The following is a 15,033-nucleotide window of genomic DNA, read 5'->3' on the forward strand; positions in this document are numbered from 1 at the left end:
CGGTTGTTAAGCGGCTTATTTTTTCTTACCAGCTTTACCCTCTTTGCGGAGGATGCGTTCGCCTTCATACTTGATACCTTTGCCTTTATACGGCTCTGGCTCACGTACGGAGCGAATTTTTGCCGCCGTTGCGCCGACAAGCTCTTTGTCGATGCCGCGAACGATGATTTTCGTCTGGGACGGCAGTTCGAATTCGATGCCGTTGTCCGGAGCGATCTCAACTGGGTGGGAGTACCCTACGCTAAGAACGACTTTCTCGCCGCTCTTTTGTGCACGGTAACCAACGCCAACGAGCTCAAGCGTTTTTGCAAAACCATCCGTTACGCCGCTTACCATGTTCGAAATAACGCTACGCGTCGTTCCGTGCAGGGAGCGGTGCAGTTTGTTGTCAGTAGGACGTTCTACCACGATCTCGTTTTCTGCTACATTGATCTTCATATCTTTGTGCAGTGCGCGGGAAAGGGAGCCTTTAGGTCCTTTTACAGTGATGACGCTGTCGTTCAGGCTGATGTTAACGCCTGCCGGTACAGCGATCGGTTTGCGACCAATACGGGACATTGTTACACCTCCAATCGTTGACGAGTTATTACCAAACGTAGCAGACGACTTCGCCGCCGGATTTCGTTTGACGAGCTTCTTTATCGGTCATAATTCCTTTGGACGTGGAAATGATTGCAATTCCCAAGCCGCCCAATACGCGAGGAACTTCGGACGATTTCGTGTAAACACGCAGACCAGGTTTGCTAATGCGTTTCAGGCCTGTGATTACGCGTTCGTTGTTCGCTCCGTATTTCAGGAAAACACGGATGATCCCTTGCTTGTTATCTTCGATATATTCTGCATCGCGGATGAAGCCCTCGCGTTTCAAAATCTCAGCGATTTGCTTCTTCACTTTCGAAGCGGGCATTTCCACGGTTTCGTGACGAACGACATTCGCGTTGCGAATACGTGTCAGCATATCTGCGATCGGATCAGACATAACCATTTATGTGAACCTCCTTCCCGAACTAAGAACTGATTACCAGCTTGCTTTTTTGACGCCAGGGATCTGGCCTTTATATGCTAATTCACGGAAACAAATCCGGCAAACTTTAAACTTTTGCAATACGGAATGCGGACGGCCACAGCGCTCACAGCGCGTGTACGCACGCACTTTGAACTTCGGTGTGCGCTGTTGCTTCACTTTCATCGAAGTTTTTGCCACTTGGTAAACACCTCCCGTGGATTACTTCGTGAACGGCATGCCCAGTTGGGTGAGCAGCTCACGAGATTCTTCGTCCGTTTTGGCCGTCGTTACAATGACGATGTCCATACCGCGAACTTTGTCTACTTTATCGTACTCGATCTCCGGGAAGATGAGTTGGTCTTTCAGGCCCAGCGTGTAGTTACCGCGACCGTCGAACGCTTTGTTCGAAACACCGCGGAAGTCACGTACGCGTGGAAGCGTGATGTTGAACAGTTTGTCGAGGAAGTAATACATGCGCTCGCCGCGCAGTGTTACTTTCGCTCCGATTGGCATGTTCTCACGAAGTTTGAAGCCTGCGATCGATTTCTTCGCACGCGTGATTACTGGCTTTTGACCAGCGATCAGCTGAAGTTCTGCAACAGCTACGTCCAATACTTTGGAGTTTGCTACTGCCTCGCCGACACCCATGTTGATGACGACCTTCTCGATTTTAGGCACTTGCATTACAGTCGAATAGTTAAACTTCTGCATCAGAGAAGGCGTAATTTCGTTCAGGAAACGATCTTTCATTCTTACTGCCATGGTTCAGTGAACCTCCTTTCCGTCTCGGATCAATTAGTCGATCACTTCGCCGGATTTTTTAGCAATCCGGACTTTTTTGCCGTTGTCGAGCACTTTGTAACCGATACGCGTTACTTTACCGCTTTTCGGATCAATGTGCATAACGTTCGATACGTGGATCGCAGCTTCTTGCTCGATAATGCCGCCTTGCGGATTCGCTTGGGACGGACGAGCGTGCTTCTTCACGATATTAACGCCTTCGACCAGTACACGGTTTTCGCGAGGATAAGCTGCGATTACGCGACCTTTTTTACCTTTGTCTTTACCGCTAATGACGATAACATTATCGTCTTTCTTAACGTGAAGTTTGTTGTTATGCGATTCGAGAATTTTCTTCAGCCGTGGCATGAGTACACCTCCTGCTTGCTTGATCGGTCTTGCTTATATATACCCTCGGCGCGTTGCGCCCTAAGGGATATTAGATAACTTCCGGTGCGAGCGATACGATTTTCATGAAGTCTTTGTCACGCAGTTCACGAGCAACTGGTCCAAAGATACGCGTGCCGCGTGGGCTCTTGTCTTCTTTCACGATTACCGCAGCGTTCTCATCGAATGCGATGTACGATCCGTCTTTACGACGCACAGAACGTTTCGTACGAACGATAACTGCTTTCACAACGTCGCCTTTTTTGACAACGCCGCCTGGTGTTGCTTGTTTTACGGAGCAGACGATCAAATCTCCGATGTGGCCAACACGACGTCCCGTGCCACCAAGCACCCGAATGCACATCAATTGTTTAGCGCCGGAATTGTCAGCGACAGCCAAACGCGTAAATGGTTGAATCATTTCAACGTCCTCCTTTCGGAAAAATGCTCTTTAGACTTCAGTCCAATAACTTAAAGGACGATCGCTACTTCAACGATTTCTACGAGTCTGAAGCGTTTGTCTTTGGAAAGCGGACGAGACTCCATGATTTTCACGACGTCGCCGATCTTCGCCTGGTTGTTCTCGTCATGTGCTTTGAACTTCTTCGTGCTCTTAATGCGTTTATGGTACAGATCATGTTTTTTATATGTTTCAATAGCAACCACGATCGTTTTGTCCATTTTATCGCTTACCACTTTGCCGATTAGAACTTTGCGGGCATTGCGTTCGCTCATGTTCTTCCTCCTTCCTTAAGCCATTAAAAGGGCTTATCCGCAGTGTGAATATTAACTACTGATACCGAGTTCTCTTTCACGCAAGACGGTTTTGGCACGAGCTATTTCCTTCCGCACATCACGAATGCGAGTCGGATTGTCCAGTTGGCCCGTTGCCAGTTGGAAACGAAGGTTGAACAGTTCTTCTTTGAAGCCTGCGACTTTTTGTTCAATCTCAGCAGAGGTTAGGTTGCGAAATTCACTAGCTTTCATTTGCTTCACCACCCACTTCTTCGCGTTTCACGAACTTCGTTTTAACAGGGAGTTTGTGGGCCGCGAGGCGCATTGCTTCACGTGCGATTTCTTCCGGAACACCAGCAAGTTCGAACATAACCTTGCCCGGTTTAACAACCGCTACCCATTTCTCAACGTTACCTTTACCGCTACCCATCCGTACTTCAAGCGGCTTTTGCGTGATTGGTTTGTGCGGGAAGATCTTGATCCACACTTTACCGCCCCGTTTGATGTAACGGGTCATCGCGATCCGTGCAGATTCGATCTGACGGTTCGTAATCCATGAAGGCTCAAGAGCTTGAAGGCCGTATTCGCCGAAAGCGACTTCCGTACCGCCTTTTGCTTTACCTCTCATGTTACCGCGTTGTTGCTTACGGTGTTTGACGCGTTTTGGTACCAACATGGTTAGTTGCCTCCTTCCTGTGCAGCTTTCTTCTTAGCAGCTGGAAGGATTTCACCGCGATAGATCCACACTTTTACGCCGATGCGGCCGTATGTCGTGTGTGCTTCTGCTGTGCCGTAGTCGATATCAGCGCGCAGCGTATGAAGCGGAACCGTACCTTCGCTGTAACCTTCCGTACGTGCGATCTCAGCGCCACCGAGGCGTCCGCTAACCGACGTTTTAATTCCTTTAGCGCCCGAACGCATTGTGCGTTGAATCGCTTGTTTCAGTGCACGACGGAACGAAGTCCGGCGCTCCAGCTGTTGAGCAATGCTTTCTGCTACGAGGATAGCGTCCAGATCAGCATGCTTGATTTCTGTGATGTTAATGTGCACTTTTTTGCCGTTCGTAATTTTAGCAAGTTGATTGCGGAGGTTTTCAACTTCCGAACCGCCTTTACCGATAACCATGCCTGGTTTCGCCGTGTTGATCGTTACGTTGACGCGATTAGCGGCACGCTCGATCTCAATACGGGAAACGGCTGCGTCTTTCAGCTTGTTTTTCAGGTATTCACGGATTTTCACGTCTTCGATAAGAAGATCGCCGAAATCTTTACCTGCAAACCATTTGGATTCCCAGTCACGGATGATACCGATACGGAGTCCGACTGGATTTACCTTTTGACCCACACGTTTTCCCTCCTTATTTCTCGGATACGATCAAAGTGATATGGCTCGTACGTTTGTTAATCCGGCTAGCGCGACCCATCGCGCGTGGACGGAAGCGTTTCAACGTCGGTCCTTGGTTCACGAATACTTGCTCGATTACCAACTTGTTAACGTCGAGTTGGTAGTTATGCTCCGCGTTTGCGATAGCGGAGTTCAGAAGCTTCTCCACAATCGGGGAAGCAGACTTTGGCGTGTGACGCAAAATCGCGATCGCCTCGCCTACCTTCTTGCCGCGAATCAAATCGACAACCAGTTGGGCTTTACGAGGTGCGATACGTACGAAATTAGCGTGTGCTTTCGCTTGTGCCATGGATGAACCTCCTCTCGTAACATCGAGTCAAGCCGTTAATTAACGGCGACCCGTTTTCTTATCGTCGTCACTATGGCCTTTGTACGTACGTGTCGGTGCGAACTCACCGAACTTGTGTCCAACCATATCCTCCGTGACGTAAACTGGCACGTGTTTGCGACCGTCATAAACCGCCAACGTGTGGCCAATGAATTGCGGGAAAATGGTCGAGCGTCGGGACCAAGTTTTGATCACGACTTTCTTGTTCGTCTCGTTCAGCTCTTCGACTTTCTTCAGCAGGTAGCCGTCAATAAACGGACCTTTTTTCAAACTGCGACCCATGGATGATCCTCCCTTCACTGAACGTGGGCGTGACGGGAATCCGTCACGCAGATTGTATCAAGCAACTATTATTTCGTGCGACCACGAACAATATATTGGCTCGATGCTTTTTTCTTCTTGCGAGTTTTGAATCCGAGTGTCGGTTTGCCCCAAGGGGACATTGGCGATTTGCGACCGATTGGAGCGCGTCCTTCGCCACCACCGTGTGGGTGATCGTTCGGGTTCATGACAACGCCGCGAACTTCCGGACGCTTGCCGAGCCAACGGTTACGGCCTGCTTTACCGATTTTCACGAGTTCATGATCTTCGTTACCTACAGAACCGACCGTAGCGCGGCATTTTTTGAGGATGCGACGCGTTTCGCCGGACGTAAGACGAATTACTACGTACTCTTCTTCTTTACCGAGCAGCTGAGCTTCCGTTCCTGCTGCACGAACGAGTTGTCCACCTTTACCAGGCTTCATCTCGATGTTGTGGATAACCGTACCGACTGGAATGTTCTCAAGTGGCAACGCGTTACCTACTTTGATATCTGCTTCCGTACCAGACATTACTTGGTCGCCAACTTTCAGACCTTTAGGCGCGATGATGTAGCGTTTCTCGCCGTCAGCGTAGTTGATGAGCGCAATGTTGGACGTACGGTTTGGATCGTACTCGATCGTCGCTACGCGACCAACGATACCATCCTTGTTCCGTTTGAAGTCGATGATCCGGTATTTACGTTTGTGTCCGCCGCCATGGTGACGAACCGTAATTTTACCTTGGTTGTTGCGGCCTGCTTTCTTCGAAAGTGGCGCAAGCAACGATTTCTCCGGTGTGCTTGTCGTAATCTCTTCGAATGTCGAGACGGACATTGCACGGCGTGCCGGAGATGTCGGTTTGTACTTCTTAATTGGCACTTGGTTTCCCTCCTATCCTCAAGTTATAAGTTATACAGACTCGAAGAACTCGAGTTCTTTGCTTTCGGCGCTCAGTTGAACGATCGCCTTTTTCCATTCGGACGTATATCCGTTGTGACGGCCATAACGCTTCGGTTTAGCCGGTACGCGCATCGTATTCACGCTGTCGACCTTCACTTTGAAGATTTGCTCGACTGCGCTTTTGATTTCCGTTTTGTTGGCACGAATGTCAACTTCGAAGACATAACGTTTAGCTGCCATGAAATCGCTGGTGCGTTCCGTAATAACCGGGCGCTTGATAATATCGCGTGGGTTCTTCATTACGCAAGCACCTCCTGAACTTTCTCTACAGCTTCTTTAGTGATGATCAGACGATCGTATTGCAATACGTCAAGCACGTTAATGCCTTCCGCTGCAACGAACTTCACACCTGGAATATTGCGAGCCGACAACGCTACGTTGTCTTCGTAGTTAGCTGTAACTACGAGCGCTTTGCGAGCTACTTTGAGGTTATTCAGAATAGCTGCGAATTCCTTCGTTTTCGGTGTTGCCAACGCCAGTTGATCCAGAACAACGATTTCGTTGCTGATCACTTTTGTGGACAAAGCCGATTTGATCGCCAAACGGCGAACTTTTCTTGGAAGTTTGAAGCCATAGCTGCGTGGTGTAGGTCCGAATACCGTACCACCGCCAACCCATTGCGGGGAGCGAATCGAACCCTGACGAGCACGACCCGTGCCTTTTTGTTTCCAAGGTTTACGGCCGCCGCCGCGAACTTCAGAACGTCCTTTGGTTTTGTGCGTACCACGACGCTCTGCAGCTTGCTGCAGAAGTACCGCGCTGTGCAATACGTGAGTATTCGGTTGAATACCGAACACGCTGTCTGCCAGTTCGACTTCGCCAACTTGCGAGCCACTCACGTTATAAAGAGCTACTTTAGGCATAGATAGTTCCTCCTTTCTTTAAAATTATTTCTTCACCGTCAATTTGACTTTAACGAGTGCGTTTTTAGGACCTGGAATCGAACCTTTAACCAAGATCACGTTACGCTCAGCATCGACGCGTACGACTTCAAGGTTTTGAATCGTGATCGTTTCGCTGCCCATGTGTCCTGGAAGGCGTTTGCCTTTTGGCACGCGGTTCGCTTGGATCGAACCCATGGAACCTGGTCCACGGTGATAGCGGGAACCGTGCGACATAGGACCCGTGCTTTGTCCCCAACGTTTGATAACGCCTTGGAAGCCTTTACCCTTCGAAACGCCCGTTACGTCAACAAATTCGCCAGCCGTGAATACGTCAGCCTTGATTACTTGGCCAACTTCATATTCGCCGAGGTTGATACCGCGAATTTCACGAATGTAGCGCTTAGGAGCCGTATTGGCTTTCTTCGCATGGCCTTGAGCAGGCTTAGTCGAATTTTTTTCTTTCTTATCCACAAAGCCAAGCTGAACTGCTTCATAGCCATCGTTCTCTTGGTCTTTCTTTTGCAGGACGACGTTCGGGCCAGCTTCGATGACCGTTACCGGTACTACGTTACCTTCAGCCGTAAACACTTGCGTCATGCCGATCTTTTTGCCTAAGATACCTTTCATGTTGACACCTCTTTTCCTTTACTAATCTATCTTTTTGTTTCTTACAGTTTGATTTCGATATCTACACCGGACGGCAGGTCCAAGCGCATCAATGCATCAACCGTTTGCGGCGTCGGGTTAACAATGTCGATCAAGCGCTTGTGTGTGCGCATTTCGAATTGCTCCCGCGAATCCTTGTACTTGTGAACCGCGCGGAGAACGGTGATGATTTGCTTTTCCGTAGGAAGCGGAATCGGCCCGGAAACACCTGCACCGGAACGTTTTGCAGTTTCAACAATTTTCTCTGCGGATTGGTCAAGAATCCTATGATCGTATGCTTTCAAGCGAATACGAATCTTTTGCTTTGCCATATAAGTCCCTCCTTCTATCGCCCAATTTTTATCGGACATACTCCGTGAGAAAACCCGTCTCACACGCCCCATGGCAAAGGGGCCGGGTGTGTCGGCAACCTCTCACATCATCGCAACGTCACAGACCAACATCAAATATTATATCGAACTGGGCGGGCAATTGCAACTAAAAGTTGATTTCTATTCATTTGGCAATAAAATACCGCCATACGCAATTTATCAAGCTGCTTAATGGCGGCAATATTATGAGTAGAGAACGATTTTAACCTAGTACAACACGGTCATCCGCCAGCTTGCGGCCGCTAATTTGCTCAAACTCGCCAAGCAGCTGTTCAACCGTCAGATTTTTCTTACGCTTCTGGTCCACATCGAGAATAATGCGTCCCTTATCCATCATTATAAGCCGGTTGCCAAGCTTAATCGCTTGCTCCATATTGTGCGTCACCATTAATGTCGTAAGCTGCATGTCCCGTACGATCGTTTCGGTTAGATTGGTTATGAGCTCCGCTCTAGCCGGATCCAATGCAGCGGTGTGCTCATCGAGCAGCAAAATTTGCGGCCTCGTAAAGGTTGCCATCAACAGACTAAGCGCCTGCCGTTCTCCGCCTGATAATAAACCGACCTTTGCTTTCAGCCGGTTTTCCAAGCCGATGCCTAATTTCGAAAGCTGTTCCTTAAACAACGCTCGCCTTGTACGGGTCACGCCGATCTGAAATCCGCGCGCTTGTCCCCGCTTATAAGCCATCGCCAAATTTTCCTCAATCGTCATTGTCGGTGCCGTTCCAGCCATCGGGTCTTGAAACACGCGCCCAATCCAACGACTACGCCGATACTCCGGCAAATGACTAATATTGCTGCCCTCTATTCTAACTTCGCCGGTGTCCGGCTTCATCACGCCAGAGATAATGTTCATTAATGTAGATTTGCCTGCGCCATTACTTCCGATTACCGTTACAAAATCGCCTGGATGCAATTTCAGTTCGATTCCGATCAGCGCTATTTTCTCGTCTACCGTTCCTGGATTAAACAGCTTCGATACTTTTGCAATTTCAATCATCGAATCGCGCCTCCCTTATCGCCTGAATGACCGGATACTTGCAGCAGCAGCTCCGCCGTCCGCTTACGGGCTTGCGATTTTTGTTTTATCAGCTTTCTTAATGAAGGGAAGACTAATGCGATGATGACGATCAATGCAGTAATCAGCTTGAGGTCAGACGACTCTAGCCACTCTACTCGCAAGGCAACAGCTACAATGATTCGATAAACGATAGATCCCAGCACGACAGCGAGCGTAGCACGGAATACCGTTTTGGCCCCAAAAATTGCCTCGCCTATAATGACCGAAGCCAGTCCAATGACAATCATGCCGATGCCCATCGAAATATCTGCAAAACCGCCTTGCTGTGCAATCATTGCACCAGACAGCGCTACAAGCCCGTTAGAAAGACTAATGCCGAGAATCTTCGTGTAGTCGGTATTGGCGCCGAAGCTTCTGATCATTCTTGCATTGTCTCCAGTTGCACGCAAGCTCAAACCTTGGTCAGTATGCAAGAACAAATCAAGCAGCAGCTTTAATGCAATCACGATGATTGGCATAATCGTTAATACCGAGACGCCCGTAAAAATCGTATCCTCTTGTATCAATGAAATGTTCGGCCTATCCATAATGCGCAGGTTGATCGAATAAAGCGCAATCATCATCAAAATCCCGGATAGAAGCCCATTTATTTTACCTTTCGTATGCAATAACCCCGTACAAGCCCCTGCCACAAGCCCGCCGCCAAACGCAGCAATGCTCGAAAGCCAAGGGGAGTAGCCATGCGCAATCATCACTGCAGCGATACCTGCTCCCGTGGTGAAGCTCCCATCTACCGTCAAATCGGGAAAATCCAAAATTCGAAACGTAATATATACACCAAGCGCCATAAGCGAATAAAGAAGACCCAGCTCCAACGCCCCTAATAACGAGTCACCCATTCTTTGACCTCCTTCGCAAAATAAAAGCGGGTGTGAACAAGAAGCATGTCCACCCCGCAAAGTTCGCTTCATTCAATCTTATTGAATGATATTGTTCGCCGGATCCTTCACTTCGGCTTTCATCTGATCCGTCACCGCAATCCCTTGCGCCTCCGCTGCTTTTAAATTAAGAATTAAGTCCAGTTTGTCCGGAACGGTAATTTTCAATTCGTTTGTTTTCTTCCCGTTTTTCAAAATATCCACTGCCATCTGGCCAACTTGATAGCCATGGTCATAGTATTTGAAGCCAACCGTTGCGAATGAACCATTCTCTACCGTATCGCGATCACTCGTAAATAACGGGATATGCTTTTTATTCGCGGTTTGCACGATCGCATCAAAACCATTAACGACCATGTTATCAAGCGTTACATAAAATGCATCTACGCGGCCCACGAGCGAATCCGCAGCCTGCTTTACTTCCGATGTGTTTGTTACTGGCGCTTTCACCAGCTCAATCCCATACTTCGCAAGCTCAGTCTTTGCTTTATCTGCCATTACGATAGCATTCGTTTCGCCTTCATTAATAATAAGGCCGACTTTCTTCACTTCTTTGAAGTTCGTCGAAATAAACTTCATTAATTGCGCAATCGCTTCGGGATTCGAATCTGAAGCTCCCGTTACATTACCGCTTGGTTGGTCAAGTTTATCAACAAGCTTCGCAGCGATCGGATCTGTCACTGCCGCGAATAACACTGGCGTATCTTTTACTTGCTGAACGACTGCTTGAGCAGATGGTGTTGCAATAGCTAGCACCAAATCGTCTTTGTCGCCCGCAATCTTTTGTGCAATCGACAAGTTATTGGTCTGATCGTTTTGCGCGTTATTGTAATCAATTTTTAAGTTTTCGCCCTCAACAAACCCCGCATCTTTGAGCGCTGCAATAAACCCTTGGCGAGTAGCATCCAAGGCTGGATGTTCTACGATCTGCGAAATACCAATCTTGTACACTTTAGCAGCAGAATCCGTTTTCTCTTCGCTCGTTGACTTCGCATCGCTTCCGCAACCTACAGTAACGAGCAGAACTGCGGCCATGACAAGCGACCCCCATACTTTCTTGTTGAACATGCAAACCCCTCCTGATGTCTGTATGAAAAATCACTGTATCACACCGTAAACATTGCATTTCTTGATACACTTCACGATGCTGATCTTCTTTAATACTACTGTTACGCATCTCACATCGTCAATAATAGATATTTACAATTCAATATGTAATATTTTACTATTAGTAAATAATTCAAACAAAAAAAAGACTGCCTTACGTTACCGAAGTAACATAAGGCAGTCTAATATGCTCAACGGCGTTACCGCCGTCATGCATTATTTTTGGATCGAAGCAACTGCGCCAGCGCCTACCGTACGGCCGCCTTCGCGAATAGCGAAACGCGTACCTTCTTCGATAGCGATTGGAGCGATCAGCTCAACCGTAACCGTGATGTTGTCGCCTGGCATTACCATCTCCGTACCTTCTGGCAGGTTGATGATGCCCGTAACGTCAGTTGTACGGAAGTAGAACTGTGGACGGTAGCCTGTGAAGAAAGGCTTGTGACGGCCACCCTCTTCTTTAGTCAGGACGTAGATTTGAGCCGTGAAGTTCGTGTGTGGTTTAACGGAACCTGGCTTAGCCAAGACTTGACCACGCTCGATGTCTTTACGGTCAACACCGCGAAGCAGTGCGCCTACGTTGTCGCCTGCTTGAGCGGAGTCAAGCAGTTTACGGAACATTTCTACGCCCGTAACAACGGATTTGCGAGTTTCTTCATGCAGACCGATGATTTCGATCTCGTCGCCAACTTTGATAACGCCACGCTCTACACGACCCGTAGCAACCGTACCACGACCAGTGATCGTGAACACGTCCTCGACTGGCATCAGGAAAGGTTTGTCCGTGTCGCGCTCTGGCGTAGGGATGTAAGTGTCAACGTGCTCGAACAGTTCGACGATTTTGTTAGCCCACTCGCCGTCTGGGTTTTGCAGAGCTTCACGAGCTGCGCCACGCACGATTGGCGTGTCGTCGCCTGGGAACTCATACTCGTTGAGGAGGTCGCGAACTTCCATCTCTACGAGCTCGAGGAGCTCTTCGTCTTCAACCATGTCGCATTTGTTCAGGAATACGACGATGTAAGGAACGCCTACTTGGCGGGAGAGCAGGATGTGCTCGCGCGTTTGTGGCATTGGGCCGTCAGCTGCGGATACGACGAGGATAGCGCCGTCCATTTGTGCTGCACCCGTGATCATGTTTTTAACGTAGTCGGCGTGACCTGGGCAGTCAACGTGAGCGTAGTGACGGTTAGGCGTCTCGTACTCAACGTGAGCTGTCGAGATCGTGATACCACGCTCGCGCTCTTCTGGAGCTTTGTCGATTTGGTCGAATGCTACTGCTGCACCGCCGTATTTTTTGGACAGTACCGTCGTGATAGCAGCCGTCAGCGTTGTTTTACCGTGGTCGACGTGACCAATCGTACCGATGTTAACGTGCGGTTTATTACGTTCAAATTTAGCCTTAGCCATTGAACTTCTGCCTCCTTAAATAAATTAAATTTATTAGTTGTGTATGTGATGGTATCGGCGGCTTACGATTAGACGCGCAAGCCGCGTGATTACCGAGTAAATCTTATCTTAAAGCCATTACCCTCGGAACGTCAGGCTTAAGCGCCTTTGTTTTTCGCGATAATTGCTTCGGAGATCGAACGTGGAACTTCCTCGTAGTGGGACAGTTCCATCGAGAATACCCCGCGTCCTTGCGTACCCGAACGGAGAACCGTCGAGTAACCGAACATTTCAGCAAGAGGTACCTTCGCACGAACGATCAGGGAGCCGTGTTTCGTATCGGAACCTTCGATGCGGCCGCGACGGGAGCTGAGCATACCCATTACGTCACCCATGTATTCTTCCGGTACGGAAACTTCGACTTTCATGATTGGCTCGAGAAGCACTGGGCTACATTTTTCTTTAGCCGCTTTAAGTGCCATCGATCCAGCAATTTTGAACGCCATCTCCGAGGAGTCGACGTCATGGTACGAACCATCGACAACTGTTGCTTTAATATCAACGAGTGGGAAACCAGCGATAACGCCGTTTTTCATCGACTCTTCGATACCAGCTTGGATTGGTCCGATAAATTCACGCGGAATAGCGCCACCAACGACTTTATTCTCGAACGTGAAGCCTGCGCCTGGCTCTTGTGGTTCGAACTCAACCCAGCAATGACCAAATTGGCCACGGCCGCCGGATTGGCGAACGAACTTACCTTCTACCTTAGCAGCAGCTTTGAAAGTCTCACGGTAAGCTACCTGAGGTGCGCCTACGTTCGTTTCGACTTTGAACTCACGAAGCATACGGTCTACGAGGATCTCCAAGTGGAGCTCGCCCATACCTGCGATGATCGTTTGTCCTGTCTCTTCGTCCGTGTGAGCGCGGAACGTCGGATCTTCTTCAGCAAGCTTCTGAAGAGCGATACCCATTTTGTCTTGGTCAGCCTTAGTCTTAGGCTCAACCGCGAGCTGGATAACTGGATCCGGGAAGTTCATCGACTCAAGAATTACCGGGTTTTTCTCGTCGCACAGCGTGTCGCCAGTCGTCGTGTCTTTCAGACCTACTGCAGCCGCGATGTCACCGGAGTAAACTTCAGTGATCTCTTGACGGCTGTTCGCATGCATCTGAAGGATACGGCCAACGCGCTCACGTTTGCCTTTCGTTGCATTCACAACGTACGAACCGGAGCTTAATACACCGGAGTATACGCGGAAGAACGTCAGTTTACCGACATAAGGGTCAGTCATGATTTTGAACGCCAGCGCCGAGAACGGTTGATCGTCAGCCGACTTGCGCGTCGTCTCCGTGCCGTCTTCAAGGGTACCCTTGATGTCAGGAACGTCGATTGGAGCAGGCAGGTAGTCAACAACCGCGTCGAGCATGAGCTGAACGCCTTTGTTACGGTACGAGGAACCGCAGATAACAGGGAAGATCTTAACTTCGCAAACGCCCTTACGGAGCGTAGCTTTCAGTTCCTCAATTGTGATTTCTTCACCTTCGAGGTACTTCATCGTCAGTTCTTCGTCAAGTTCTACAACTTTCTCGACCAGTTCCATACGGAGCTCTTCGACTTGTTCAGCCAGTTCCGCAGGGATTTCGATAACTTCTGGCTCTTTGCCGAGGTCATCTTTGTATTTGTAAGCTTTACGCTCAACGATATCAATCATGCCGAGGAATTCGTTCTCAGCGCCGATTGGAAGTTGAATCGCAACGGCATTCGCTTGCAGACGCTCACGCATGTCTTTTACAACATTCAGGAAGTCTGCACCGATGATGTCCATTTTGTTAACGTAAGCAATCCGTGGAACGCCATAGCGGTCAGCCTGACGCCAAACGGTTTCGGACTGAGGCTCAACGCCCTCTTTCGCACTGAAAACACCTACAGCCCCGTCCAATACGCGCAGGGAACGTTCAACTTCTACTGTGAAGTCAACGTGCCCTGGGGTGTCGATAATATTGATGCGGTGACCATCCCATTGAGCTGTCGTAGCAGCGGACGTGATCGTGATGCCGCGCTCCTGCTCTTGCTCCATCCAGTCCATCGTAGCTGCACCTTCGTGCACCTCACCGATTTTGTGGGTACGGCCTGTGTAGAACAGGATCCGTTCAGTGGTAGTCGTTTTACCCGCATCAATATGCGCCATAATCCCGATGTTACGCGTATTTTTCAAGGAGAACTCTCTTGCCATGATTATGTCTCCTTCCGATTATACGAATGTGAATCCTACCAGCGGTAGTGTGCGAACGCTTTGTTCGCTTCAGCCATTTTGTGCGTGTCTTCGCGCTTCTTAACTGCTGCACCAGTGTTGTTCGATGCATCCAGAATTTCAGCAGCCAGACGTTCTACCATCGTTTTTTCACCGCGGTTACGTGAGTAGTTCACGAGCCAACGGAGACCAAGCGACGTACGACGCTCCGGTTTCACTTCGATCGGTACTTGATAGTTGGAACCGCCTACGCGGCGAGCTTTAACTTCAAGGACTGGCATAATGTTTTTGATTGCAGCTTCAAACACTTCCATAGGTTCTTTACCCGAACGTTCTTGGATAAGTTTGAATGCATCATACAGCAATGTTTGAGCAACACCGCGCTTGCCGTCGATCATAATACGGTTAATGAGACGCGTTACCAGTTTGCTATTGTAAACCGGATCCGGCAGTACATCACGTTTCGTTACAGGACCTTTACGTGGCATGAGGATGTCCCCCTTTCTTTA

General features: G+C 49.0%; 23 protein-coding genes. All 23 read right to left on the minus strand.

The window, feature by feature from the left end:
* Positions 1-15: 15 nt before the first annotated feature.
* On the minus strand, positions 16-558 hold the full coding sequence (rplF, locus tag PAECUDRAFT_RS09645; protein WP_006037931.1) for a 50S ribosomal protein L6: 543 nt from the start codon (positions 556-558) through the stop codon (positions 16-18).
* A 28-nt stretch (positions 559-586) separates the two neighbouring features.
* A complete protein-coding gene (rpsH, locus tag PAECUDRAFT_RS09650) occupies positions 587-985 on the minus strand; it encodes a 30S ribosomal protein S8 (RefSeq protein WP_006037932.1) in 399 nt (132 codons plus the stop codon).
* 33 nt (positions 986-1,018) lie between these two features.
* Positions 1,019-1,204 (minus strand): type Z 30S ribosomal protein S14, encoded by a 186-nt coding sequence (locus PAECUDRAFT_RS09655; protein WP_006037933.1) that lies wholly within the window; start codon positions 1,202-1,204, stop codon positions 1,019-1,021.
* 21 nt (positions 1,205-1,225) lie between these two features.
* Positions 1,226-1,768 (minus strand): 50S ribosomal protein L5, encoded by a 543-nt coding sequence (gene rplE / locus PAECUDRAFT_RS09660; RefSeq protein ID WP_006037934.1) that lies wholly within the window; start codon positions 1,766-1,768, stop codon positions 1,226-1,228.
* A gap of 33 nt (positions 1,769-1,801) precedes the next feature.
* Complete coding sequence (gene rplX / locus PAECUDRAFT_RS09665; RefSeq protein WP_006037935.1) at positions 1,802-2,155, minus strand: 50S ribosomal protein L24; 354 nt, start codon at positions 2,153-2,155, stop codon at positions 1,802-1,804.
* A gap of 70 nt (positions 2,156-2,225) precedes the next feature.
* Positions 2,226-2,594 carry a 50S ribosomal protein L14 gene (gene rplN, locus PAECUDRAFT_RS09670; RefSeq protein ID WP_006037936.1) on the minus strand — a complete coding sequence of 123 codons (369 nt, stop codon included), beginning with the start codon at positions 2,592-2,594 and terminating at the stop codon, positions 2,226-2,228.
* Between the two features lie 50 nt (positions 2,595-2,644).
* The gene (gene rpsQ, locus PAECUDRAFT_RS09675; protein ID WP_006037937.1) at positions 2,645-2,908 is read right to left on the minus strand and encodes a 30S ribosomal protein S17; all 264 of its coding nucleotides are present in this window, start codon (positions 2,906-2,908) and stop codon (positions 2,645-2,647) included.
* A gap of 51 nt (positions 2,909-2,959) precedes the next feature.
* The gene (rpmC, locus tag PAECUDRAFT_RS09680; RefSeq protein ID WP_006037938.1) at positions 2,960-3,160 is read right to left on the minus strand and encodes a 50S ribosomal protein L29; all 201 of its coding nucleotides are present in this window, start codon (positions 3,158-3,160) and stop codon (positions 2,960-2,962) included.
* Complete coding sequence (rplP, locus tag PAECUDRAFT_RS09685; RefSeq protein ID WP_006037939.1) at positions 3,150-3,584, minus strand: 50S ribosomal protein L16; 435 nt, start codon at positions 3,582-3,584, stop codon at positions 3,150-3,152. The genes rpmC and rplP overlap by 11 nt, the downstream gene beginning before the upstream one ends.
* Before the next feature lie 2 nt (positions 3,585-3,586).
* Positions 3,587-4,252 carry a 30S ribosomal protein S3 gene (rpsC, locus tag PAECUDRAFT_RS09690; protein WP_006037940.1) on the minus strand — a complete coding sequence of 222 codons (666 nt, stop codon included), beginning with the start codon at positions 4,250-4,252 and terminating at the stop codon, positions 3,587-3,589.
* A 13-nt stretch (positions 4,253-4,265) separates the two neighbouring features.
* The gene (gene rplV, locus PAECUDRAFT_RS09695; protein WP_006037941.1) at positions 4,266-4,601 is read right to left on the minus strand and encodes a 50S ribosomal protein L22; all 336 of its coding nucleotides are present in this window, start codon (positions 4,599-4,601) and stop codon (positions 4,266-4,268) included.
* A 39-nt stretch (positions 4,602-4,640) separates the two neighbouring features.
* On the minus strand, positions 4,641-4,922 hold the full coding sequence (gene rpsS, locus PAECUDRAFT_RS09700; protein WP_006037942.1) for a 30S ribosomal protein S19: 282 nt from the start codon (positions 4,920-4,922) through the stop codon (positions 4,641-4,643).
* 68 nt (positions 4,923-4,990) lie between these two features.
* Positions 4,991-5,821 (minus strand): 50S ribosomal protein L2, encoded by an 831-nt coding sequence (gene rplB / locus PAECUDRAFT_RS09705; RefSeq protein ID WP_006037943.1) that lies wholly within the window; start codon positions 5,819-5,821, stop codon positions 4,991-4,993.
* 30 nt (positions 5,822-5,851) lie between these two features.
* Entirely contained in the window at positions 5,852-6,142 is a 291-nt protein-coding gene (gene rplW / locus PAECUDRAFT_RS09710; RefSeq protein ID WP_006037944.1) for a 50S ribosomal protein L23, read from the minus strand.
* Positions 6,142-6,765, minus strand: a complete 624-nt coding sequence (gene rplD / locus PAECUDRAFT_RS09715; protein WP_006037945.1) for a 50S ribosomal protein L4 — start codon at positions 6,763-6,765, stop codon at positions 6,142-6,144. The genes rplW and rplD overlap by 1 nt, the downstream gene beginning before the upstream one ends.
* Before the next feature lie 24 nt (positions 6,766-6,789).
* Positions 6,790-7,413, minus strand: coding sequence for a 50S ribosomal protein L3 (rplC, locus tag PAECUDRAFT_RS09720; RefSeq protein WP_006037946.1), 624 nt, complete (start codon positions 7,411-7,413; stop codon positions 6,790-6,792).
* Between the two features lie 41 nt (positions 7,414-7,454).
* The gene (gene rpsJ, locus PAECUDRAFT_RS09725; RefSeq protein WP_006037947.1) at positions 7,455-7,763 is read right to left on the minus strand and encodes a 30S ribosomal protein S10; all 309 of its coding nucleotides are present in this window, start codon (positions 7,761-7,763) and stop codon (positions 7,455-7,457) included.
* A 262-nt stretch (positions 7,764-8,025) separates the two neighbouring features.
* Positions 8,026-8,820 carry an ABC transporter ATP-binding protein gene (locus PAECUDRAFT_RS09730; RefSeq protein ID WP_006037948.1) on the minus strand — a complete coding sequence of 265 codons (795 nt, stop codon included), beginning with the start codon at positions 8,818-8,820 and terminating at the stop codon, positions 8,026-8,028.
* Positions 8,817-9,740, minus strand: a complete 924-nt coding sequence (locus PAECUDRAFT_RS09735) for an ABC transporter permease (protein WP_006037949.1) — start codon at positions 9,738-9,740, stop codon at positions 8,817-8,819. Before PAECUDRAFT_RS09735 ends, PAECUDRAFT_RS09730 begins: the two co-directional genes overlap by 4 nt.
* Before the next feature lie 78 nt (positions 9,741-9,818).
* The gene (locus PAECUDRAFT_RS09740; RefSeq protein WP_006037950.1) at positions 9,819-10,847 is read right to left on the minus strand and encodes an ABC transporter substrate-binding protein; all 1,029 of its coding nucleotides are present in this window, start codon (positions 10,845-10,847) and stop codon (positions 9,819-9,821) included.
* Between the two features lie 255 nt (positions 10,848-11,102).
* Complete coding sequence (tuf, locus tag PAECUDRAFT_RS09745; protein ID WP_006037951.1) at positions 11,103-12,293, minus strand: elongation factor Tu; 1,191 nt, start codon at positions 12,291-12,293, stop codon at positions 11,103-11,105.
* 137 nt (positions 12,294-12,430) lie between these two features.
* Entirely contained in the window at positions 12,431-14,506 is a 2,076-nt protein-coding gene (gene fusA / locus PAECUDRAFT_RS09750; RefSeq protein ID WP_006037952.1) for an elongation factor G, read from the minus strand.
* 35 nt (positions 14,507-14,541) lie between these two features.
* Positions 14,542-15,012 (minus strand): 30S ribosomal protein S7, encoded by a 471-nt coding sequence (gene rpsG / locus PAECUDRAFT_RS09755; protein ID WP_006037953.1) that lies wholly within the window; start codon positions 15,010-15,012, stop codon positions 14,542-14,544.
* Positions 15,013-15,033: the final 21 nt, after the last annotated feature.

Origin of the sequence: Paenibacillus curdlanolyticus YK9, from assembly GCF_000179615.1 — a bacterium.
Classification (GTDB): Bacteria; Bacillota; Bacilli; order Paenibacillales; family Paenibacillaceae; genus Paenibacillus_T; species Paenibacillus_T curdlanolyticus.